This window comes from Luteimonas sp. MJ250 (genome assembly GCF_039548455.1).
GTDB lineage: Bacteria > Pseudomonadota > Gammaproteobacteria > Xanthomonadales > Xanthomonadaceae > Luteimonas.
Map to the genome: position 1 here is coordinate 1 of NZ_JBCLVB010000010.1, position 22,197 is coordinate 22,197.

Sequence of the window (22,197 nt, forward strand, 5' to 3'; positions counted from 1 at the left end):
GCCACGGCGGCCAAGCCTTCGTGGTGCTGGCGGTCGAGCACAGTGCCTGCAACAACTTCGAGGGCGGCATGGCCGAGCTGCTGGGCCGCCTGGGCCTGGGCGACGAGGCCGAACGCCATGACTACCGCAACCGCTTCGTCGCGGTGCCCTTGGGCACGCCGATCGTGCCGTTGGAACGGCCGCCGGTGCGCAGCCACGGTCCGCAGACGGCCCGCGTCGTCGGCCTGCCCGATGCCGCAGTCACCCCCACCCGCGAGCACCAGGTGCGGATCCAATTCGCGTGGCAGCGCGGCGCGCAGCCTAATGCGGGTGGCCTCTCGGACACCGGCTCGACCGCGTTCCCCGCCGGCCACGCTCCGGGCGACGCCACGTCCGGCACCTGGGTGCCGGTAGCCGAGTGGCTGGCCGGCCCCAACTGGGGCTCGCACTTCCTGCCGCGCATCGGCGCCGAGGTGCTGGTCGAGTTCCTGCATGGCGACCTCGACCAGCCGCGGATCACGGGCCAGCTCTACAACGGCGAGGTCGCCCCACCCTTCGCACTGGCCGATGCCAGCAACCATCCGGGCACCCTGAGCGGCCTGCACTCGCAGTCGCACGATGGCGTTGGCAGCCAGCAATGGGTGGTCGACGACGCCACCGGACAGCTGCGCAACCGCCTGCACACCAGCCTGGCCGACAGCCGACTCGAACTTGGCTACCTGATCCAGCACGGCGATGGCAGCCGCGGCGGACTGCGCGGCCAGGGCTTCGAACTGGCGACGCGCGGCTGGGGCAATGTGCACGCCCCGCAGGGACTGCTGCTGTCGACGACGGCACGCGGCGACGCCGTGTCCACGCAGATGGACGTGGCCGAAGCCGTGGCCCAGTTCAAGGGCGCCGAGCGCACCGCGCAGGCCCTGCACGAGACCGCCCTGCAGCAGCAGGTGCCCGGCCTTGCGGCCAACGAGCCACATACCGCGCTGCGCGAGATGCTCGACCCAGAGGTGGACGGCAAGTACGGCGGTCCGGTCAACGGCCAGCCGGCGGTCAAGCCCGGCTCCGGCAGCCGCGAAGGCGACATCCCCGTCGAACGCTTCGCCCAGCCCGTGCTGGTGGCCGAAAGCCCCGACCGCATCGCCTGGACCACCCCGGCCAGCGCCCTGGCCTACGCCGGCGCCAACCTGCACCTCACCTCGCAGGACGATGTCCACCTGGCCGCCGGCCAGACGTTCGCGGCCGTCTCGGGCAAGCACGGCGCCCTGCTCGCCCAGTCCGGCGACCTGCGCGTGATCGCAGCCAACGGCCCCGTGACCGCCCAGGCCCACACGGGGGAACTGGAGCTGCTGGCGGACAAGTCGGTCACCGTCACCGCCACCGACGAGCGGATCGACGTGCTGGCGAAGGAAAAGATCGTGCTGCAGGCCGGACAGACCCGGATCACGCTGGAAGACGGAAACATCACGTTCTGGTGCCCCGGGGAGTTCAAGGTCAAGGCGAGCCAGCATCCGTTCCTGAGTGGCGAGAGTGGCATCACCCAACTGGCCGCACTGCCTGATTCGAAGATCGCTCTGGACAACTGGATCGAAATCAACCATCGCGATCCGGACAATCAGCCATTCGCAGGACAGGCATACAAAATCTTCTTCGCTGGTGGTCAGATCATCTCCGGAAAGCTGGACGCTGATGGCCATGCCCGGCACGAGAACGTGCCTGAAAAGGCCGAACGGGTCGAATACGAATGGCCCGAGCCGTTGAAGGACGAACCCTGGGATCCGATAGAACGACTGGTATCGACGGCCAGAAGCAAACTGGGATAACACGCCATGGATTGGGACGAACTCGAGAACTCGCTGGCCTGGTTCAGGTCGGCACCGTCGGGCTGGTTGGCTAGCGGTAGGAAGAACCTCGCCAGCGCTGCCCAGTGGATCTGGGAAGTCATCCAGGGCGATTTCAACGAAGAGCAGACCACTGCGCAGATCGCCACTGGCACGGTGATCTCGATGATTCCATTCGTGGACCAGATTTGCGATGTCCGCGACGTGGTGGCGAACTGCAGGAAGATCAACGAGGACACCAACAACTCGTGGGCCTGGGTTGCCCTGGTGCTGACCCTTATTGGCCTGTTCCCAACTTTGGGCTCGCTCGCAAAGGGCTGCTTGAAGATTCTGTTCGCGTACGGTCGAAAAACCGTTTTCCGCTCAGCAAAGGCATCGATGGATGCCGGATTCTGGGTAGCCAGCCGGCCATTCGTCGAAGCAGGTATCCAGAAGCTGAACCAGCACCTGCAGCATCCCGCCGTCAGGCGCGCGCTACGCGCAGCCCGCTGGGCCAACCCTTACCGCGAGTTGGCAAAGCTGGTGCGCCAGATCGCCGGCAGCCTGAGCGTCGCCAAAGTTCTAGCCGAGTTCGACAAGGTCATCAAGGCGCTTCGCGAACTGACCGGCCTGATCAAAAAATGGGGTACTCAACACATGGGGCAGCAGGCCGATGCCCTGGTCCAGATGGTGACCACTGTCCGACGTGCGGCCGACGCCCCCTTGCGAAGGGCCCTAGGCCCGGTGACCGACTGGCTGAACCGCCTCGCTCGCCGCCTGGACATCGAAGCAGACATGGCCTACCGCGCCCAAGTCAATGCGGCCAATCCGCACAGCTATGTGCGTCCGACATTGATGCAGGACAAGATCGAATTCGATATCGCGAAGCCGGCTTGGGTGGACAAGACTCGGAAGCTGGAATTTTCGCCAATGCCGGAGTCGCCCTCCAAGGCATCCTGGCCGGATATAGCGGATACATCGCCAAACAAGGCCACCGCCGGCGCCTATCAGACGTTCCATGACGCCAGTGACGTAGTCATCCCACCCGGCGAGACTTTGTATCGCATTGTCGACCCATCCTCTTCGGACAACAGCATCTGTTGGATGCGCAAAGCCGAATTCGAGAAACTCAGCAGCAAGGACGACTGGCGGCGCCGTTTCGCGGTCTGGCGGCACTGGAACCGCAACGGGGAATATGTCACCTACACGGTGCCGCCCGGCGAAGGTCTACGGGTATGGGAAGGGGCGACCGCCAGCCAGAAACTGGACGCCACCAGCGGCTATGTTCTTGAAGGTGGAGCCAAGCAGATCGTGCTCGATCCCGGACAACTGCAGCCCGAACATTTTGGAAGGCGCCAGGCGACCGGTTGGGGCTACTCGGACTTCCCGGGCGAGAGCGACCAGTTCCTTGGCCTTCCGAAGCTGACCAACAACATGGACCAGCGCAACCTGCCAACCACAAAGGCGATGTAACGAGATGCCGACACCTCTGATTCCTCAGGAAGTGCTTCTTCTGGAGCGGTACAGCTCGAAGGAGCAGTTCGGGCAGATGCGTGATACATGGGAGGCGCTGGTAACGCATTGCGACAACTGCCTCGACCGCTTTATGCGGAACCTGCCACCTGACTACCGCGGTCGTCCGCAACCTTTGCAGCCAGATGTCGTCTGGGGCGAACTGGTCATAAGGAACTTCAGGGATACGCTGCTTTCCTTGTACGACTCATACATTCAGTTGTCACATGGCAACGCTCACGCGCTGGATGATGCCCACCGGGTTGCCAACGATGTTCGTGGACAGCGCGAGTTTTCCACCGAATGGTTCGACGAGGTTGAAGCCGGCGCCCGTGACAGATACTACGACCTGCTTTACCACGCAGGCCGGCTTGCTGATTCCATATGGCGTACTTCTGGCGCCTACTGGATTCAGGGGACCCTGACTAGCCGATTCAATCCGGACTCCCGCGGCCCTCTTCCCGATCTTGCGCAATGGCCGAAATACCGACTCAACCCTGACGTCAATGTCGGCACGGACGAGCCTGTCCCCCATACCGGCATCTATCTGCCCAGCATCGACGACAGCTGCGCCCAGTTCCTGATCGAAGGCGATCCGGCGGACCAGGCCAATATCGGATATGACCCCAAGCGCATGCAGAACGCAGGCCGGGCTCCCACGCGTTGGATACTGGTCGAGCGCGTGCCAGGTGAGTTCGTCGATGACCCGCTGGCCGACCTGCTCGGGGGAAGTGTAGATGTCCGCGTTGCGCGCGTACCGGCCGGTCTGGTATGCCCGCGCGCGGGCTGGTGGCAGACACCCGCCAACGCAGGCGCCCGTCGCTACTTCAAGCAGGGCGACATCTTCCCGAAGATCGAGAACAGTGACTACGGCGATACCTTCTGGCAGTGGGCCCAGGATCAATCCGATCCGAGGCTGTGATCCCATCCTGCCCATCATCCACTTGCCGTGGAAGGCAGGGGCCTGGCTGGGCTGGTTCCGATCCTACCGTCGAAAACATGCCACCTCTACCGGTATGCACCAGAGATCGCTGATCGTCCGATCCGCACGGCAAGCCTGGCGCACCTGACCGTCTTGCCCACCATCACTGCTTAGGGCAGGCGGGATCCCCGGCATGCTTCGCGCACAACCGCTGGCGGCAGCGGATGCCGGCAGTGGTGTTGGCGGCAGGACAGGAACGCAGCTGCCTTTGCAGGTTGGCTGAGCTTTGGTCGCTGCTGGCGGCTGCTGCGCCACCCGCCGGGTTCGATGCCGACTCTGCAGGGGGCGCCTGGGACAACTGTGCGATCAGCGCGTCCATTGTCGGAGGTGGGGCACTGTTCGCCTTGTCCTGCGGCTGCTCCCGGATATTCGCCATCAGCACCGCAAGCAGATCGGCCTTCTCGCTGCTGGTGGACGCGCGCGGGCGCGCGGTGGACGTCCTGCGTGAGGCGACCGACGTACGCCGCTCGGTCGCTGGCGTCGAGCTGCCGAGTCCGAACCGGCTCGCCAGGTCTGTTTGTGGACCTGCACCGGCATCTCCCGATCCGGTGCCGGTTTCGGCGTTCGCCCGGATGATGGACATCGGATCGTCGACGGACGGCGCTTCGGTGGGACGGGGGCTGCCGCCATCGACCAGTACGGCCGTGGAAGCCTGCCCCGCCTGCAGGTCGCCCGGCGTCGCAGTGGGCACATGGGCCACCTGCCGCGGCGCGGAGGCGGACCCACCGGGCAGTGTCATCCAGCCCACCAGTCCGGCGACGGCCAGACCGACGACGAGTACTCAGGGCCAGGTCCGGCGCCAGCCGCGCAGCTTCGCAGGCCCGGCAAGTCCGGTCTCGAGGGGAACCCGGGTGCCCTGCGCGGCAGCGGGCGCAGGTCCTGTTTCGAAGAGACTCGGGCGCGCTGGCTTGCGGTCCTTGCTGTCCAAGGGCTTCCCCTGCTCTTTCCATGGTCGGGCGATATCGTCAAGCATACTTCATCCCTCCTCCACACCGCTTCGGCCGACCGGCCACGCCTGACGACCCCGTGATTGTCCTTTGGTTGGCCCTGTTCTTCGTGCTGGCGTGCCTGCTGGCATGGCTTGCGTACTTCGCCGAGGCGCGCGAGCGGCTGTGGGTATCGATCATGGCTGGTCTGCGGGCAGTAGGCGGCCGGCTCCTTCGCGCCGGCAGTTCGGGACTGCGCGGAGTGACGCGCACGGCGCGTGGCAGCCCGGCGTCCGCCATCGCCGACGACATCAGGCGCCATCGCCGCCTGTTGCTCGCCCTGTTGCTGGTCATCGCGCTGCCGCCGGTGCTGGTGCTGGTGCTGGTGCTGCGCCGCGAAGTGATCCTGGACGGGTTCGAGGGCATCCAGAGACCGGTGGCGAGCGTCCGGATCGAGGAGCTGCTGTACTTCCCGATTCAACCGCGGTACTGGACAACTGGATCGAGATCAATCACCGCGATCCTGACAACGAACCTTTCGCCGGCCAGGCCTACAAGATCTTCTTTGCCGGGGGACAGGTGATTTCCGGAAAGCTGGATTCGGATGGCCACGCACGACATGAGGACGTGCCTGAGAAGGCCGAACGAGTCGAATACGAATGGCCCGAGCCACTGAAGGACGCTCCCTGGAATCCGATCGAGCAACTGGTATCCACCGCCAGAAGCAGACTGGGATAACTCACCATGGATTGGGATGAGCTTGAAAATGCGCTGGCGTAGTTCAAGTCAGCGCCATCGGACTGGCTTGCAAGCGGCAAGAGGAACCTCGCCGCTGCGGCGCAATGGATCTGGGAAGTCATCCAGGGCGATTTCAACGAAGATCAGACCACAGCGCAGATCGCAACAGGTACGGTGATCTCGATGATTCCGTTCGTGGATCAAATCTGCGACGTTCGCGACGTGGTCGCCAACTGCAAGAAGATCAACGAAGACACCAGCAATTCATGGGCATGGGTAGGGTTGGTTCTGACACTGATCGGCCTGTTCCCGACATTCGGATCGCTGGCCAATGGCTGCTTGAAGATTCTGTTTGCATATGGCCGCAAGACCGTTTTCCGCACGGCCAAGGCTACAATGGACAGCGGATTCTGGAACGCGAGCCGCCCATTCGTCGAGGCCGGCATTCACAAGCTGAACCAGCATCTGCGGCACCCCGCTGTGAGGCGTGCGTTGTGGGCCGTTCGATGGGCCAACCCTTATCGTGAACTTGCCAAACTAGTGCGCGAGACCGCTGGTGGACTGAACGTCGCCAAGATCACCGCGGAATTCGACAAGATCATCCGTGCACTGCGCGAACTGACCGGGCTGGTCAAGAAATGGGGTACTGACAACATGGGCCAGCAGGCCGATGCGCTGGTGCAGATGGTGACCAACGTGCGGCGTGCAGCCGACGCGCCCTTGCGAAGAACACTTGGCCCGGTGACCGACTGGCTGAACAAGCTCGCGCGACGGCTTGAAGTAGAGTCCGACATGGCATATCGCGCCAATACGAACTCTGTGAACCCGCACCACTACCGCCAAGTTTCGAATGACGCGGAAGAGATGCGAATGTTGGGATCCAACGCCCCGTCGTGGGTGGATGCAGGTGCCCGACTGCGCTACCGACCACTCTCAACTGCGCCATCGAAGCCCGGATGGCCGGACATCAGTAGCAGCGCACCTCGCCCCTTGAACAATGGATTCAACACGTTTCATAGTGCTCGTGCAGTAACAATCCCTGAGGGAGAAGTCCTCTACCGGGTTGTCGATCCGGCCAGCGTCGACAACAGCATCTGCTGGATGCGCAAGTCTGAGTTCGAAAAACTCAAGAACAAAGACGATTGGAGGCGCCACTTTGCAGTGAAAGCCAACTGGAACGCAAACGGCGAGTTTGTGACGTACACCGTGCCGCGTGGCGGCCTTCAGGTCTGGGAGGGTCCTGCTGCCTCCCAAGCATACAAGGACGCTACGGGTGCCGCTCGCTACGTTCTCGAGGGTGGATACTCCCAGATCGTACTGGATCCCGCGCATCTTGACGTCACACAACTGGGGCAGCGCCAACTGACCGGTTGGGGATACTCCAGCCCCAGTTCCGTCAGCATGATTGGCGTGCCCACATTGAAGAACAACTGGTACGGGAAGTGATCATGCCGACTCCACTGCTGCCTCAGGAAATCCACCTCTTGGAGCGATACAGCTCGAAGACATACTTTGACGCCATGCGCACAGCTTGGGAGCAGATGTTGCAACATGCGGAGGCGAGTCTTGAGGCGTTTGTTGGCAGACTCCCCCTTGATTACCGCAGCCGGCCACTTCCCGAGCAGCCCGACATTGTCTGGGGCGAAAGGGTTCTGCCCAATCTTCGGAACACGGCGGAAGCCCTCAACAATGCTTATATCCAGCTGACTCACGGAGAGATACAGGCACTTGGAACCTCCGGCCTGATCCAAAGCGACTTCTCGGGGTTCTCCCGGGATTACAGTGCCACCTGGATGGATGAACCCCAAGTGGTCGAGAGAGTCGGCGGCGGAAGTGCAGTGTTCTGGAAATGGCTTGCGCTTGCGCTCCAGCACGCCGCGAATATTGAGTTTACCGTAGGCGCATACTGGAAGAAGGGCGACCTGGGCGTTCGTTACGATCCGATTGCACGCGGTGCGCTTGAAGGCCCTACGCAGTGGACCCGCTACTCGCTCTCAAAAACGCGGACAGCGACAACAGACGAGGTGGTCACCGAAACAGGCATCTACCTGCCGCTGCTGGACGCCAGCTGCGCCGCCTTCATGATCGAGGGTGCGCTCGCGCCGCCAGCCAGTATCGGCTACGACCCTGAAACGATGCAAAACGTCTCCGAAATGGCATGCACTTGGATACTAGTCGAGCGCACGACGGAAAATAACGTCGAAGACGGGCTATCCGACCTTCTCGGAGACAACGAGATCAGGATCAGACGCCAGAAGGCAGGCCAGGAATGTCCGCGGTCCGGATGGTGGCACACGCCCGCGCGATCAGAATCGCGCCACTATTTCAACAAAGGCGACGTATTTCCGTCCTTCGAAGAAGATTATGGCGATACGCTCTGGCAATGGGCACAAAATCAGGAAAGTCCAAAGTTGTAAGGAAAGCCTGATCAAGCTTGCGTAGCGGATGCGGAACCGGACGAAGCTGAACATGGACGTTGCGCACCACTGGCAGGAGGCACTCGCAACGCTGTCCCGGCTTGGACCGACCAGCTTTTTGTAGACACCCGCAGGCCATAATTCATGGCAACAGCAGAGGTGTTTATGAGCAGCAAGCAGTACACGGATGAGTTCCGGGCCGAGGCAGTGAAGCAGGTCCTGGCGTACGCTTCCCCGAACCACAGACACCCCATAAGTAGAACTTTCCGGCATGTTTTCCCCAGCCAGGAGGTTCCATGAAGAAGTCCCGTTTCACTGAGACCCAGATCGTCTCGATCCTCAAGCAGGCCGACGCCGGCGTGCCGGTCAAGGACATCTGCCGGCAGGCCGGCATCAGCGTGCCGACCTATTACAAATGGAAGTCAAAGTACGGCGGGCTCGAGGCCTCGGAGTTGCGACGGGTCAAGGACCTGGAAGCCGAGAACGCCAGGCTCAAGCGGATGTACGCCGAGCTGGCGCTCGACAACGCGGCGATGAAGGACCTGATCGCAAAAAAACTGTAGGGCCGGAGCAGAAGCGCGAGGCCGTGCGGTACCTGGTCGAGGTGCACGCACGGCCCCTGAGCCGGTCCTGTGAGTGCGTTGGGTTGTCGCGGGCAGCGTGGTACCAGCCGCCGGTGCACTGGACGGTACGGGATGCCGAGATCATCGCGGCCCTGGCCGAGGTGGTCGAGAATCGCCCGAGCCGCGGCTTCTGGAAGTGTTGCAAGGTCCTGCGCCGTGCGCGGCCGGACTGGAACCACAAGCGAATCTACCGGGTGTACAAGGCGATGAAGCTCAATCTGCGCCGCAAGGCCAAGCAGCGGCTGCCCAAGCGCGAACGCGTACCGCTCTACGTTCCCCTGCTTCCCGATGCCGTCTGGTCAGCGGATTTCATGGCCGACGCGCTGGCGTGTGGCCGCCGCTCCCGGACCTTCAACGTGGTCGACGACTTCAACCGCGAGGCGCTGCACATCGAGGTCGACACCTCGATCTCGTCCACACGTCTGATCCGCATCTTCGAGCAGCTCAAGCGTGACCACGGTCTGCCGCAGGTCCTGCGCACCGACAACGGCCCGGAGTTCCTGGGCGAGGCCTTCGTGCAGTGGGCCAAGCTCAACGGCATGGCGATCCGGTACATCCAGCCCGGCAAGCCCAACCAGAACGCCTACATCGAACGCTTCAACCGGACCTTCCGCGAGGAGGTCCTGGATCAGCACCTGTTCGCCCGCCTCGATGACGTGCGCGAGGCGGCGTACTGGTGGATGCTCGAGTACAACGAGGAGCGTCCCCATGACTCGCTCGGCGACATGACGCCGGTCGAGTACCGTCTAGCCGCCGAAGGTTCTACTTTTGAAATGTCTGCTTGACGGGGAAGCTTACGCAAGCGCTTTCGCATCTCATCATCGAGCACGAAAGTGAATGGTCCGGGCCAATGGACAAATGGGATGCCATCGATGATCTGATCCCGGAGCCGCGGAAGAAGGATTGGGGAAAAGAGAAGACGCGGATCAGATCGTTGCTCTGGTGGGACGACGTTAAGGGAAAGCATGGATCGAGCAACGATGAGCCTCTAGTCGCGTATAACTTCCATCCGGTTGGTTTGATAGCAAATTTCGCGTGCAACTGCCGTTGCTTGAACATTGATAAATTCCTCGAGAACTACAAGGCAAGGCACGGTGAGTTCGCGAACTCCCCAGGGCAACAACTTGACGCTGTATCTGAAGGACACCTTCGAGTCTTGGTCGAAGGGATCGTTGACTACTACACCACGGAGGAGCAAGAGTGCTTCATCCCTCATGTGGCGTACATGCTGGCGACTGCGCGACATGAAACATTGTGGAAAGGCGTCTTCTTCGAACCCAGAACAGAAGGCGGATCGCGCTCATATTTCAACGAGTACGACCCCGTACTTGCAAGCACTCAAGCGCATCGAGACCGGGCGACAAGCATGGAAAACACCAACGAAGGTGATGGATACAAGTATCGAGGTAGAGGGTACGTCCAACTTACCTGGAAGGTGAATTATCGATTGTGCGGAAAGCACCTCGGTATTGATTTGATCAATCAACCCGACCTAGCACTGGAGCCTAAACACGCCGCTGGCTGCATGATTTATGGCATGTTTTCAGGCATATTCACGGGCGCTCGAATAAGTCGTTACGTCAACGAGTCCTCCACGGACTATTTCAACGCAAGGCGCGTGATTAACGGAACCGACAAGGCGGCGACCATACAGGCCTATGCGGAGATGTTCGAGGAAATACTTGAGGCATCAAGATGCTAATGCGCGAGTACGCCATGTTCATAGTCAAAACCATGCTGCTGTTATCGCTTCCGGCTTGTCAGGATCTAAGCGCAATCCAAGAGGCTTCGGGGCCAGCACCAGCACAACAGGATGGGGCAGATCTCGTGGCAGGCGCATCGACATCAAGCACTTTTGAAGATGTTAGTTTACTAGCTACCGAACAGGGGCTTATCGGTAGCCACGGCTCAAATTTCTCTTATATAGACAAAGATGCAAAGGGAAATCTCTTGGTCGTTCATGAAACATTTTCGTCTCGCACTCAGTACAAGACCCTCACGCCGGTTATCGATACCCAATCCAGCAGTATCTTTATCGACTGCACACTGATCCGTTCTAGCGAGGATATCGAAATTATTGCCGTCGGTAACTATTGCAGAGGCAGGTCAATAGCCACTAGCGATGCGATCGATGACGCCGTCAGCGACCAGTGGACACGCGCCTACTCATCATCTTTGCCATGGCTGAATGACGCTGCAGCCAAAGTAGAATGCGCACAACCGAAAGGGCTCGACTTTATGGGATTTCGAATTCTCAGGTGTCAGGAAGGAGAAGATAATGGAACTACGACGAACGTTGCCACGCATGTGCTGTCATCAGATCTGGTCGTTAAACTATCGATGAGAGGATTCGAGTTTGCAGGCAGCATAAGGAATGAGGATTCCCTTGTATTTTGGCGCCTCAATGAATCCTCACATCATGAAATCGTCCAAGAGGTTGTGCGCTGACGGCGTAAGCTTCCCATCAAATGGGCACCCCCAAAGTAGAGAGCTTGGCAGCGCGGCGTGCAGCAGCCGCACGCCGGCGGCCTCTTGGACACCGGCTCGACCGCCTTCCCCGACGGCCACGCGCCCGGGCGACGCCACCTCCGGCACCTGGGTGCCGGTGGCCGAGTGGCTGGCCGGCCCCAACTGGGGTTCGCACTTCCTGCCGCGCATCGGCGCCGAGGTGCTGGTCGAGTTCCTGCACGGCGACCTCGACCAGCCGCGGATCACCGGCCAGTTGTACAACGGTGAAGTCGCCCCACCCTTCGCACTGGCCGATGCCAGCAACCACCCGGGCACGCTCAGCGGGCTGCACTCGCAGGCCCACGATGGCGATGGCAGCCAGCAGTGGGTCGTGGATGACGCCACCGGCCAGTTGCGTTCGCGCCTGCACACCACGCTGGCCGACAGCCGGCTGGAACTGGGTTACCTGATCCAGCACGGCGACGGCCAGCGCGGCGGGCTGCGCGGACAGGGCTTCGAGCTGGCGACCGGCGGCTGGGGCAATGTGCACGCACCGCAGGGATTGCTGCTGTCGACGACAGCGCGGAATGACGCGGCATCGACGCAGCTCGACATCGCCGAGGCCGTGGCCCAGTTCAAGGGCGCCGAGCGCACGGCGCAGGCGCTGCACGAAACGGCCCTGCAGCAGCAGGTTCCCGGGCTCGCGGCCAACGAGCAACACACCGCGCTGCGCGAGGTGATCGATCCGCAGGAGCAAGGCAAGCACGAAGGGCCGGTGAACAATCAGCCGGCGATGAAACCCGGCCCCGGCAGCCGCGAAGGCGAAACGCCGGTGGAGCGCTTTGCCGAGCCGGTGCTGGTGGCCGAAGGCCCTGACCGCATCGCGTGGACGACGCCAGCCAGCGCGCTGGCCTATGCCGGTGGCAACCTGCACCTGACCAGCCAGGACGATGCGCACTTTGCTGCCGGGCAGACGTTTGCGGCGGTATCAGGCCGGCACGGCGCCCTGCTCGCCCAGGCTGGCGACCTGCGCGTGATCGCCGCCAACGGTCCGGTCAGCCTGCAGGCGCACACCGGGGAACTGGAACTGCTGGCCGACCAGTCGGTGACGGTCACCGCCACGGATGAGCGCATCGACGTGCTGGCCAAGGACAAGATCGTGCTGCAGGCCGGGCAGACGCGGGTGACGCTTGAAGGCGCGAACATCACGTTCGAGTGTCCGGGGGAGTTCAGGGTCAAGGCGAGCCAGCATCCGTTCATGGCAGGCAGCAACAACGCTGCGGGGCTTCCCAAGCTCCCCGACGTCACGCTGCCACCCGATGCCTTGCATCTGGATCATCGATACCATGACGACGAAGGCCTGTCCGGCGCTGAGTACCACGTCAAGCTTTCGGGCGGACGCGAGATCCACGGGGTCCTGGATGGCAACGGTCAAGTAACGATTCCCGACGTTCCGTTCGGCCAAGCGGAAGTTACGTTCTCCCCGATGGATAGTGCTTTCGATCGTAAGGATCAGACCCCTACCCCGAACCACAACGCGCAGCCTGGCGACAAGGACATCAAGGCGATCGCTGATCGGTACCTGGGAAGCGCGCCAAGCAACCCGTTCGATGCGGCACTGGTAGAACATGTATGAGCATGTCACCCGATGACCGCATCTATGACGGGGGAACGTTGCCGGAAATCGTTATCACGGGAGAGGCGCCTGGCGGGCTGAGCTGGAGCAGGTTCCGTGCGCTTTCGGCCGAAGCGGGCGGCTGGCTCTGGGGCACCGTGCAGGGCGCGTTCAACGAGAAGGCATCCTTCTCGCAGATCATCGTGGATGCCGTCATCGGCATGATCCCGATCGTCGGGGACGTGACCGCTGTGCGCGACATCATCGCGGTCAGCGTCCGACTGGTCGACGACCCGGAAGCTCGGGAAGACACCTGGGAGTGGGTGTTGCTGGTCGTGCTGGTCGTGGCCCTGATTCCGGTGGTGGGTGGCGTTGTCAAAGGCGTCGGACGCATCCTGATCAAGGTGGTCAAGGCGGCCTCCGGTCTCTCCGGCGCGGCTCGCGCGGCGCACCTCGCCGAAGGTGCGCGCGAGATCACCGCGTTCCTCAACCGCATCGGCCTAGGCAACGCCGAGCGTTGGCTCTTGCAGCTGAAATTCGCCGATCACCAAGCGGACATCATCGGGCACTTCAATGCGCTCATGAACACGATGTCCATGGCCCTGCGGCAGATCAAGGACAGGATGGGCCGCATGATGCCCATCGGCCTCGGTCGCAGGATCGACGCCCTACGTCAGGGCATCGCCGAGCTTCAGGCGATGGGTAGCCGCATGATCCCCCGAGCGGTCAAGGAACTCGACCAACAGTTGCGCGAGTTGCAGGCGTTCGTTCGGTCGGGCGGCGAAACCACCAGCCGCCAGTCCCTGCATCGCGTGGCCACTGGCGAACGCGCCGTGACCCGTGCCGACGAGGCTAGACTCATTGAAAATGGCGCATTGCCTGTTCGGTCGAGCCGGGGCGGGTTCCAAGGCCTCGAGGCGGTTGAGGGCATGCCCGAAACTTGGGGTGGATACCGACCGGAATCAGGCTATCCGGACCTGGCCGCATATTCGGACAATGGCACACTGCCTGACATTGCCGCCTACTCCGGTCGCATCGTCAACCGCGAACTGAAGGACGGAGAGAAGATCTATCGCCTGTTCGGTCCCGGCGGTGCTACCCATGGTGTGGATGTCGGAGGCAGCAATCCCGGTGGTGCCTGGTGGGGACTAGGCGAGCCGCCACGCACCGCCAAAAAGTGGCGTGAGCAGGCTGCCGTGCTAGATGAATGGAACCGGGATGGCTACATCCTCATCGGCACGGTACGTGGGAATGGACCTAAAACAGCTGTCGGCGCGATTGCGGAACAAGGAGGGACACAACTGCCGGGCCAGTACCTTCCGGGCGGCGGCACGCAGGCAAACTTCCGCTTTGATCGTGCGTCATCCGCGCAGTTGCAGACTCTGGCTAACGACGTCATAGCAAGTGGCCGCCCCGCCACATGGACCGATCCGGTAAGCGGCATCGCCTTCGAGATCAGACCTACCGGCTGGACCGACGCCAACGGCGTGTGGGGGTACTTACATCCACCCAGCGCCGGTACGGTACAGACTGCGCGCCTCGGTGCACGCGAACAGGCCAGCAAAGAACACCACGAGGTTGTAATCACCCCATGAATGCCCCACTCGCCCGCGAAGATGTACTGCAGCCGGACGACCATGAGCGCAAGCAAATCTTCTACTGGCTCAAGCAGGTTTCGTCATGGACTGCATGGAATCGTATCCTCACCTCCTACAAAGCATGGGCAGACGTGGCGGAGAAGAGCGTCCGCATCGCCGACAACACCGGAGTACTAGTCAAGTCCAGTATTCGGCATAACGACTATGTTTTCATCCTGAACGGCCTCGCTCATTTCGAGGAGGGAGTAGAGCGCCTACGCCAAGGCGACAAGCGTGTTTTCCAGTACAACGCCCACGGCGAATTCGTCATGGCGGGCCGTGCACCGCGCTATTGGGGCACCATGATCTGGGGCCGCGGCGAGATGCAGACCGATTACGAAAACACGCCCCACTGGGACGATTTTGAGCAAACACTGAAAGAGTTCAATGCAATATCAGGCGAGTGCGCAGTATTTATTCTAGAAAAAGAAAGACTCGATGCACCTGCACCAAACTTTTACGGCATCTGGCAGCAAGAAAGCATGCCAAAGCTACCCTTTCCAACGTCACTTCCCGATGTTCCTGACCCTGCCGAGGATGTTCTAATTTGCACCGGAAAGACCCTCCCGTTTTCGGGGATATGGGAGCCGGTTGAAGTCCCAAAGCCCAAGGGCTTCAGCCTGTTCAAGCATCCGCCTCCGCGCGGCCCGTTTCCCATCATCGGCTGCATGAACTATCTGCATGGCGGTTCCGCCGCACCACGCGCCACACAAAGAACAGGCGATAGCGAAGAACTCCACCACGCCGATGTTACCTGGCGCCTACTGTGGCGAGACAACCGCTATGAAGACGGCGCCGTCCCCAACGAAGAGTGCGAGTATCGCTTCCTGCAGCCGGTATCCTTCACGCCGACCCGGGCAGCTGAGGTCGCGCTCAGTTCGATCAAGAGCAATCCGCTTGTAACCGCCAGAAGCGGGCACTCGGCACCCCATTCAGGCCGCTGGTTGCCCGAGGACGATTTGGCTGGGGCCATCGAGCTTCAAACCGGCCAGACGCTGCCCTTCCGTGACGGGCGCTCCATCCTTTGGACACTCGCAGATCGGCGTTGATCCGACCGGAATATGGATGTCGCTCAGCCGTGGCAAGAAGCCTCGGTATCGCTGGCAAAACTGTCGTCCGAGTGTCGGCTGGCCCAACGGATCGAAGGTCCCGGCGGTGACGCGCGCTGGACCGACGCCAATGGCGTATTTCGAGGTTCGAACATGGACGTTGCACAGCAGTGGCAGGAAGCACTCGCATCGCTGGCCCGGCTTTCGCCAGGACAGCGCACCATCCGTTTGCTCGAGGCACCCGGCGGTGACCCGCCTGCGGTCTTGGGCCAGCTCGCCTCCGAGGCGATCGTCGAACGCTTCTCGGGCCGCGAGGCGGTGTGTGAGGGTTTCCGCTTCGAGATCGCCGTGCTGTCGTCGTCGGCCGAGCTGGACCTTGCGCCGCTGCTCGGCCAGCCGCTGGGCCTGCGCCTGGAGGGGCCTTACAAACAGTTACGCTGCAAGGCGGACCCACTTTAATAGCATCTGGATCTCAGGTGTATTCACCCCAGTAGATGAGGACTCTCTACAGTGAATAATACAATCTCTCAACTTACATTGATGCTTGCCCTTCTCGCGGTGTCGGCATCGCATGCGGTAACGGGTAATCACGCCAACCATCCTCCAGTTCTGGCTGCACCTACGCTTGAGATAGATTTTCCTTTCAGCCGATCCCTCATACAGTTTTTTTACATCCCTCGATCCGACGAAGACCCTACGGTCGAGGTATATCTTTCTTATCGATCTCACGATGATGTAAAGACGATACACCTCGAGACCATCGAACCGGAGGGCAGAGCCGGCAACATAGAGTCTGCTTTTACTCTTGATGCGGACAAGGATCGCAAGCGCGAACTTTTTATAATAGCGTCTTGGCCTATCAGTCATCCCGCGATTGGCACAGAAGGTACGCTGTATAAAATATATGTATATCGCAGCCTTTCTAACAAGACGGAAGAGCCGATTCTCGAGAGAGCGAAAGATATCGAAAGCAAACTCGGATCTGGCCTCGATGGCACACGAGAAGGTGTAAAGATTTCTTTTCCCTACAAGGACTATGCATCTATTCGGTCCGCGCTCGCCCGTTGATTCCCTGAGGTCTACCACCTTTACCTGCTGCTCGGCCCGGTCCGCTTCCACCGCCTCGACGCCACCGAGTCCGGCGACGCGATCAGCGTCTTCCGCGACCGTCTGCAGACCACGCCCACGGCACGTGCGATCAGCAGTTGGCAGACCGAACAGGTCGCCGCCCTGGCGGCGCAGGCCGAAGCCGATGCGACGGGCCTGCCGCCGCTGGAGGTCTTCACCGAACCGCGTTCGGGGCGCTTCACCAACACCGCCCAGGCGCAGCTGCAGGCCGACCTGCAGCTCGACGCATTGCGCGTGGCGCGCCAGCTGCAGGCCGGTGCCGGCAGTGCCCGCGTGCTGGCGCCCGGATCGGCGTTCACGCTGACCCGACACGAAAGGCCACGGCGGCCAAGCCTTCGTGGTGCTGGCGGTCGAGCACAGTGCCTGCAACAACTTCGAGGGCGGCATGGCCGAGCTGCTGGGCCGCCTGGGCCTGGGCGACGAGGCCGAACGCCATGACTACCGAAATCGTTTCGTCGCGGTGCCGATGGGCACGACAATCGTGCCGTTGGAACGGCCGCCGGTGCGCAGCCACGGTCCGCAGACGGCGCGCGTCGTCGGCCTGCCCGATGCCGCAGTCACCCCCACCCGCGAGCACCAGGTGCGGATCCAATTCGCGTGGCAGCGTGGCGCGCAGCCTAATGCGGGTGGCCTCTCGGACACCGGCTCGACCGCGTTCCCCGCCGGCCACGCTCCGGGCGACGCCACGCCCGGCACCTGGGTGCCGGTAGCCGAGTGGCTGGCCGGCCCCAACTGGGGCTCGCACTTCCTGCCGCGCATCGGCGCCGAGGTGCTGGTCGAGTTCCTGCACGGCGACCTGGACCAGCCGCGGATCACCGGCCAGTTGTACAACGGTGAAGTCGCCCCACCCTTCGCACTGGCCGATGCCAGCAACCACCCGGGCACGCTCAGCGGGCTGCACTCGCAGGCCCACGGCCAGCAGTGGGTGATGGACGACGCCACCGGCCAGCTGCGTTCGCGCCTGCACACCACGCTGGCCGACAGCCGCCTTGAGCTGGGTTACCTGATCCAGCACGGCGACGGCCAGCGCGGCGGGCTGCGCGGACAGGGCTTCGAGCTGGCGACCGGCGGCTGGGGCAATGTGCACGCACCGCAGGGATTGCTGCTGTCGACGACAGCGCGGAATGACGCGGCATCGACGCAGCTCGACATCGCCGAGGCCGTGGCCCAGTTCAAGGGCGCCGAGCGTACGGCGCAGGCGCTGCATGAAACGGCCACCCAGCAGCAGGTGCCAGGGCTGATGGCCAACGAAATGCAGACCGCACTGCGTGAGGTGATCGATCCGCAGGAGCAAGGTCGACACGAAGGCGCTGTAAACGGCCAGCCGGCAGTGAAGCCCGGCTCCGACAGCCGCGAAGGCGAAACGCCGGTGGAGCGCTTTGCCGAGCCGGTGCTGGTGGCCGAAGGCCCTGACCGCATCGCGTGGACGACTCCGGCCAGCGCGCTGGCCTATGCCGGTGGCAACCTGCACCTGACCAGCCAGGACGATGCGCATGTGGCCGCGGGACAGACGTTCGCGGCTGTGTCAGGCAGGCACGGCGCCCTGCTCGCCCAGGCTGGTGACCTGCGCGTGATTGCCGCCAACGGTCCGGTCAGCCTGCAGGCGCACACAGGGGAACTGGAACTGCTGGCAGACCAGTCGGTGACGGTCACCGCCACCGACGAGCGCATCGACGTACTCGCCAAGGACAAGATCGTGCTGCAGGCCGGGCAGACGCGGGTGACGCTTGAAGGCGCGAACATCACGTTCGAGTGCCCGGGGACCTTCACGGTCAAGGCCAGCCAGCATCCGTTCCGCGGCGGAAGCAGCGGAGACGTCCGGATGTCGCTGCCCGATGGCGTGGTCAAAATCCAGCCCGACCGCATGCTCGATTTCTCCGGCTGACCAACGATCAAGGAAGACGCATGGCCGACGCACCCAAGGATCCAAAACCGCTGCGCAAGATCGTCTATCCGTTCCCGAAAACGGACGCCAGCGATCCCGCGCAACCCAAGCAAGTCGAAGTCAAGGACGCCGACGACTACTTCAAGGCCCTGTCGCAAGCGCAGGACGGCTTCTATCCCATCGGCTACAACGGCCAATGGCATGGCGGTGTCCATTTCGGGGCGGAAACCGGTACCGCACTGGCGCAGGACGGCGGCATTCGCTGCATCGCGGATGGCGAGGTCATTGCCTATCGCATCGATGAGGCGTACCCCACCGTCGAGTACACAACCTGTGCCGCTGCAACGTATTCCCGGGGGTTCTCGCTGGTGCGACACCGGCTGCAACTTCCCCTGGCACCTCCAGCCGGCCAGAGCAACCAGAACGGCCGGGCCGGCGCCAACAACACATCAGGCACGACCGCGCAGACGCAGGCGGAACCCTCCCTGGTGTTCTACAGCCTGTACATGCATCTGCGAAACTGGAAGGCGTACGAAGCCGACGTCAAGCTCAAGCGGCCGGGCTTCTGGGATGGCGACAAGGAATATGTGGTTGGCGAGAAAGCCAAGGACAAGGAGGAGGCGCTGGCTCCCGGCCAAACCGGCCTGCGGGTCCGTGACAGCAGCCATGTGGCGATCGCAATCCTTCCGCGCGGCACGCGCCTGAAGCTGGGGGCCGCCGTCGCGGGGCGTTCCGGCTTCCACGAGATCGCAAGCATTACCTCGGGCGACACCATTCCTTCCGGACAGCATACGGGGCGCGCCTATCTTCCAGAGCTGGACCCGATCACCACGCCCAGCGCCAAGGGCACGGTTGTCGTGCTGGCAAAGCCTGTCGAAATCAAGGCAGGCGATCTGATGGGCCATCCCGGCCAATATCAGCGCTACAGCGACATGAACCCGCTCGCCACGACCTGCACGGATCGGCCACTGGTGCAGCTTGACATCTTCACTGGGGAAGACCTCGAGGACTTCATCGAGAAGAGCCGGGCGCGCGACGTGCAACTGGACGCAAAGCAAAAGACGTTGCTGCACATCAAGCCGGGGGCCCGGTTCGTTCAACCCGCCGAAGCGGATGTCGACCTGCCTGCCGGTGAGGCCGCTGCCTTCACGGACGGCGATACTTCTGACCGCTGGGTGAAAGGTCGGCGTGGCACCCTCCAGACAGTCGAAAGGACAACGTTGGGTGTCATCACAATGGCGACCCGCACCTATCCCAACGGCAGCATCTTCATCACGGCAGTCAACCCAAGCAACGGCAACGAATTGACCCTGGAGCAATACAACGCCCTGCCCAACGCCGATCAAGGCGCCTACAGCCAGCGCAAGGTACTGACTCCGGCGGCCGGTGACATTTGGCTGGACAGGAACGCAGCGAACGCGTCCGACATGGTCCAAGGCCCCGCTCGCGTCTGGTCGGAATTCCCCCTGACGGTCGCCAACGCGGCCGGGGAAGCGACCGAGCACTCCCGCGTCGTTGCAATCAAATCAGTCGAGGCGACCGCCAAGGACGCGGACGGTACGCGCTGGCTCCTGGCGGACGCCGGAGGCGGCACAACGGGAACCCTGCAAGGCTGGGTCCGGGAAAAGGATCATCCGAACGTCGTTCTGTGTTCGCCTTGGGCATGGCCCGGCTTCGTGCTGATGGACACTGGCTCATTGCAGCCCAAAGACCTGTACGGCCGCATGCTCACGCAGACCCGCCAGGCGCAGGCGAGCGAACGGGACAAGATGGAAACCCTGAGCCAAAGCGCGGAAAAAGGCCCGCTGTTCGACGCACTGTGCAAGGCGATCGATGCGGACGGAAAGGACGGGATCACTCCGATGGAGTTGCGCAGCGCGCTCGGCAAGCCTTGGCTGGCGCAGGCCCTCTCGCGGTTGGCGATCATGCATCACAGCGAATGGGCAGGTCCGATGGATCGTTGGGACGCGATCGATGAACTGATCCCGGAGCCGCGCAAGGAAGACTGGGAGAAGGAAAAGGGCCGGATCCGGGAACTGCAGTTCTGGGACGACGTCAAAGGCAAGAGCGGGTTCCCGACGGAGCTCAGAGCGCATCATCTACACCCTATAGGGTTAGTCGAGAACTTCTCAGATTCGTGCCCCGAAAGCTGTAAGGTTGACTACTTCGAGCTTCAGACGTCACCCGGACCATTCAGGGTTTCAAAAGAATCATTTGAGTACATTCTTGGCGTCGAAAAATACGAAGAGTTTCCGTATGTCCCAAGTGGCAAGTCTGCGAGCGGAATCACCATCGGCTATGGTTATGACCTAGGCCACCAAACCGAATTCGTTGTTAGGATTGATCTCCAAGGACTTTATACTGCAGAGCAAATTGACGGCCTTGTAGCGGTTCTTGGAAAAACACAGCAGTCCGCAAGAGATTCTCTCTCGACCGTCTCAGACTACTCAATCTCAAAAGGTGATGCAATGACGCTCGCCCTCAGAATGAAGAGACGCTATGCCGAGCAAGTGGTCGAAGTTTACCCAAAGGCTGTCGATTTCCACCCTCATTGCCAAGGAGCTTTGCTTTCGCTTGTAATCAATCGCGGCAACTCGTTTACCAAGCCGAGCGAGGCATCCAGATTAGAGATGAAACAGATCAAGGAAGATTTTGACAATAATACTCCGGAAAAAATTCGGGAGCGCATCAGATCTATGAAACGTCTATGGGAAAACACCGGGCAAGGCGGATTGCTTACACGGAGAGACAAAGAAGCCGAATTTTTTGAGAGGGGCCTGAAATGCGATTGCTGGGAATAATTCTTGTCATGTTAGCCCCTTCCACGGCCAACGCGGAAGAGGTATTTCGTAATTGCGATGGAGTCACCAATCAGGAAATATCTGAATGCATTGAGTCACGCTACAAAATCTCAGATTCTCAGCTGAATGCGGTCTACCAGAAAAAACTTTCGACGATCTCAGCCAAGCAGAGAAAACAGTTCATCGAAACTCAACGGGCTTGGATATCTTTCAAAGAAAGACACTGCGATATCGTCTATGAATCAATTTCTCCAGGGCAGGAAGCGCCAATAGAGAAATATATTTGCTTGTGGAAGGCGACAGATGATCGGGTGCGAGAAATAAATAGAATTGGTGGCAGTACTATAAATGACGAGTTCTATAATTTCGTTCTCTCACTGCAAACATTAGGATTTTCACGCTCTGAAATGCTTTCAAAACTAAGAGATCGGTATATCAACGAAGAAGGTGGCTGGCAAGATTATGCCGATCAAAATTGTCGTTTTACTGAGCTGATCAGTTCGGAGAATTTTGAGATCTGCATGGCCAGGCTTGCCGCACAAAGAGGCAGCAACTAGAAGGTCCGCTGCGACACCGTCCAAACGATCGAGAAATAAACGTCCTGATTAGCCCCCGACCAATATGACGTCAATCCGCAGAAGTG

General features: G+C 61.3%; 17 protein-coding genes and 1 pseudogene. 17 read left to right on the top strand and 1 reads right to left on the bottom strand.

Features of this window, described 5'->3' with window-relative positions; genetic code table 11:
* From WCE37_RS03685 to WCE37_RS03695, 3 genes are all read left to right on the top strand, one after another.
* On the top strand, nt 1–1,796 hold a 1,796-nt coding region (locus tag WCE37_RS03685), incomplete at its 5' end, for a type VI secretion system Vgr family protein (protein WP_343278190.1).
* A 6-nt stretch (nt 1,797–1,802) separates the two neighbouring features.
* A complete protein-coding gene (locus tag WCE37_RS03690) occupies nt 1,803–3,266 on the top strand; it encodes a hypothetical protein (protein WP_343278191.1) in 1,464 nt (487 codons plus the stop codon).
* Between the two features lie 4 nt (nt 3,267–3,270).
* Nucleotides 3,271–4,227 (top strand): hypothetical protein, encoded by a 957-nt coding sequence (locus WCE37_RS03695; protein WP_343278192.1) that lies wholly within the window; start codon nt 3,271–3,273, stop codon nt 4,225–4,227.
* A gap of 163 nt (nt 4,228–4,390) precedes the next feature.
* On the opposite strand, the gene WCE37_RS03700 is transcribed toward WCE37_RS03695, so the two are convergent.
* Nucleotides 4,391–5,026 carry a hypothetical protein gene (locus WCE37_RS03700; protein WP_343278193.1) on the bottom strand — a complete coding sequence of 212 codons (636 nt, stop codon included), beginning with the start codon at nt 5,024–5,026 and terminating at the stop codon, nt 4,391–4,393.
* Between the two features lie 209 nt (nt 5,027–5,235).
* Here WCE37_RS03700 and WCE37_RS03705 point away from each other — a divergent pair, with 209 nt between their 5' ends.
* The 14 genes and pseudogenes from WCE37_RS03705 (at nt 5,236) to WCE37_RS03770 (ending at nt 22,111) form a co-directional block, all read left to right on the top strand.
* A complete protein-coding gene (locus WCE37_RS03705; protein WP_343278194.1) occupies nt 5,236–5,796 on the top strand; it encodes a hypothetical protein in 561 nt (186 codons plus the stop codon).
* Between the two features lie 338 nt (nt 5,797–6,134).
* Complete coding sequence (locus WCE37_RS03710) at nt 6,135–7,397, top strand: hypothetical protein (RefSeq protein WP_343278195.1); 1,263 nt, start codon at nt 6,135–6,137, stop codon at nt 7,395–7,397.
* Between the two features lie 2 nt (nt 7,398–7,399).
* Nucleotides 7,400–8,368 carry a hypothetical protein gene (locus tag WCE37_RS03715; RefSeq protein ID WP_343278196.1) on the top strand — a complete coding sequence of 323 codons (969 nt, stop codon included), beginning with the start codon at nt 7,400–7,402 and terminating at the stop codon, nt 8,366–8,368.
* Nucleotides 8,369–8,664: 296 nt separating this feature from the next.
* Nucleotides 8,665–9,776 (top strand): IS3 family transposase gene (locus tag WCE37_RS03720; protein ID WP_343278197.1). Its coding sequence is split into 2 segments (ribosomal slippage): nt 8,665–8,917 and nt 8,917–9,776, totalling 1,113 coding nucleotides; the frame shifts between segments, so codons are not numbered across the junction.
* A complete protein-coding gene (locus tag WCE37_RS03725) occupies nt 9,773–10,693 on the top strand; it encodes a glycoside hydrolase family 19 protein (protein ID WP_343278198.1) in 921 nt (306 codons plus the stop codon). Before WCE37_RS03720 ends, WCE37_RS03725 begins: the two co-directional genes overlap by 4 nt.
* Nucleotides 10,693–11,439: a hypothetical protein gene (locus WCE37_RS03730; protein ID WP_343278199.1), complete on the top strand. Its 747-nt coding sequence runs from the start codon at nt 10,693–10,695 to the stop codon at nt 11,437–11,439. The genes WCE37_RS03725 and WCE37_RS03730 overlap by 1 nt, the downstream gene beginning before the upstream one ends.
* 45 nt (nt 11,440–11,484) lie before the next feature.
* Nucleotides 11,485–13,075, top strand: a pseudogene (locus WCE37_RS03735) (DUF2345 domain-containing protein); the annotation flags it as partial.
* 2 nt (nt 13,076–13,077) lie between these two features.
* Nucleotides 13,078–14,649, top strand: coding sequence for a hypothetical protein (locus tag WCE37_RS03740; RefSeq protein WP_343278200.1), 1,572 nt, complete (start codon nt 13,078–13,080; stop codon nt 14,647–14,649).
* The gene (locus WCE37_RS03745; protein WP_343278201.1) at nt 14,646–15,740 is read left to right on the top strand and encodes an Imm71 family immunity protein; all 1,095 of its coding nucleotides are present in this window, start codon (nt 14,646–14,648) and stop codon (nt 15,738–15,740) included. Before WCE37_RS03740 ends, WCE37_RS03745 begins: the two co-directional genes overlap by 4 nt.
* 12 nt (nt 15,741–15,752) lie before the next feature.
* Nucleotides 15,753–16,199 (top strand): hypothetical protein, encoded by a 447-nt coding sequence (locus WCE37_RS03750; RefSeq protein ID WP_343278202.1) that lies wholly within the window; start codon nt 15,753–15,755, stop codon nt 16,197–16,199.
* A gap of 690 nt (nt 16,200–16,889) precedes the next feature.
* A complete protein-coding gene (locus WCE37_RS03755) occupies nt 16,890–17,306 on the top strand; it encodes a contractile injection system protein, VgrG/Pvc8 family (protein ID WP_343278654.1) in 417 nt (138 codons plus the stop codon).
* Complete coding sequence (locus tag WCE37_RS03760; RefSeq protein ID WP_343278203.1) at nt 17,254–18,753, top strand: DUF2345 domain-containing protein; 1,500 nt, start codon at nt 17,254–17,256, stop codon at nt 18,751–18,753. The genes WCE37_RS03755 and WCE37_RS03760 overlap by 53 nt, the downstream gene beginning before the upstream one ends.
* A gap of 20 nt (nt 18,754–18,773) precedes the next feature.
* A complete protein-coding gene (locus WCE37_RS03765) occupies nt 18,774–21,554 on the top strand; it encodes a calcium-binding protein (RefSeq protein ID WP_343278204.1) in 2,781 nt (926 codons plus the stop codon).
* A gap of 8 nt (nt 21,555–21,562) precedes the next feature.
* Nucleotides 21,563–22,111: a lysozyme inhibitor LprI family protein gene (locus tag WCE37_RS03770; RefSeq protein ID WP_343278205.1), complete on the top strand. Its 549-nt coding sequence runs from the start codon at nt 21,563–21,565 to the stop codon at nt 22,109–22,111.
* The last annotated feature ends 86 nt before the right edge of the window (nt 22,112–22,197 follow it).

Excerpts from the sequence above, each read along its gene's own strand:
- WCE37_RS03690 (WP_343278191.1), top strand. The coding sequence starts at position 1,803 with ATGGATTGGGACGAACTCGAGAACTCGCTGGCCTGGTTCAGGTCGGCA.
- WCE37_RS03695 (WP_343278192.1), top strand. The coding sequence starts at position 3,271 with ATGCCGACACCTCTGATTCCTCAGGAAGTGCTTCTTCTGGAGCGGTAC.
- WCE37_RS03700 (WP_343278193.1), bottom strand. The coding sequence starts at position 5,026 with ATGACACTGCCCGGTGGGTCCGCCTCCGCGCCGCGGCAGGTGGCCCAT.
- WCE37_RS03705 (WP_343278194.1), top strand. The coding sequence starts at position 5,236 with ATGGTCGGGCGATATCGTCAAGCATACTTCATCCCTCCTCCACACCGC.
- WCE37_RS03710 (WP_343278195.1), top strand. The coding sequence starts at position 6,135 with ATGATTCCGTTCGTGGATCAAATCTGCGACGTTCGCGACGTGGTCGCC.
- WCE37_RS03715 (WP_343278196.1), top strand. The coding sequence starts at position 7,400 with ATGCCGACTCCACTGCTGCCTCAGGAAATCCACCTCTTGGAGCGATAC.
- WCE37_RS03730 (WP_343278199.1), top strand. The coding sequence starts at position 10,693 with ATGCGCGAGTACGCCATGTTCATAGTCAAAACCATGCTGCTGTTATCG.
- WCE37_RS03740 (WP_343278200.1), top strand. The coding sequence starts at position 13,078 with ATGTCACCCGATGACCGCATCTATGACGGGGGAACGTTGCCGGAAATC.
- WCE37_RS03745 (WP_343278201.1), top strand. The coding sequence starts at position 14,646 with ATGAATGCCCCACTCGCCCGCGAAGATGTACTGCAGCCGGACGACCAT.
- WCE37_RS03750 (WP_343278202.1), top strand. The coding sequence starts at position 15,753 with ATGGATGTCGCTCAGCCGTGGCAAGAAGCCTCGGTATCGCTGGCAAAA.
- WCE37_RS03760 (WP_343278203.1), top strand. The coding sequence starts at position 17,254 with ATGGCCGAGCTGCTGGGCCGCCTGGGCCTGGGCGACGAGGCCGAACGC.
- WCE37_RS03765 (WP_343278204.1), top strand. The coding sequence starts at position 18,774 with ATGGCCGACGCACCCAAGGATCCAAAACCGCTGCGCAAGATCGTCTAT.
- WCE37_RS03770 (WP_343278205.1), top strand. The coding sequence starts at position 21,563 with ATGTTAGCCCCTTCCACGGCCAACGCGGAAGAGGTATTTCGTAATTGC.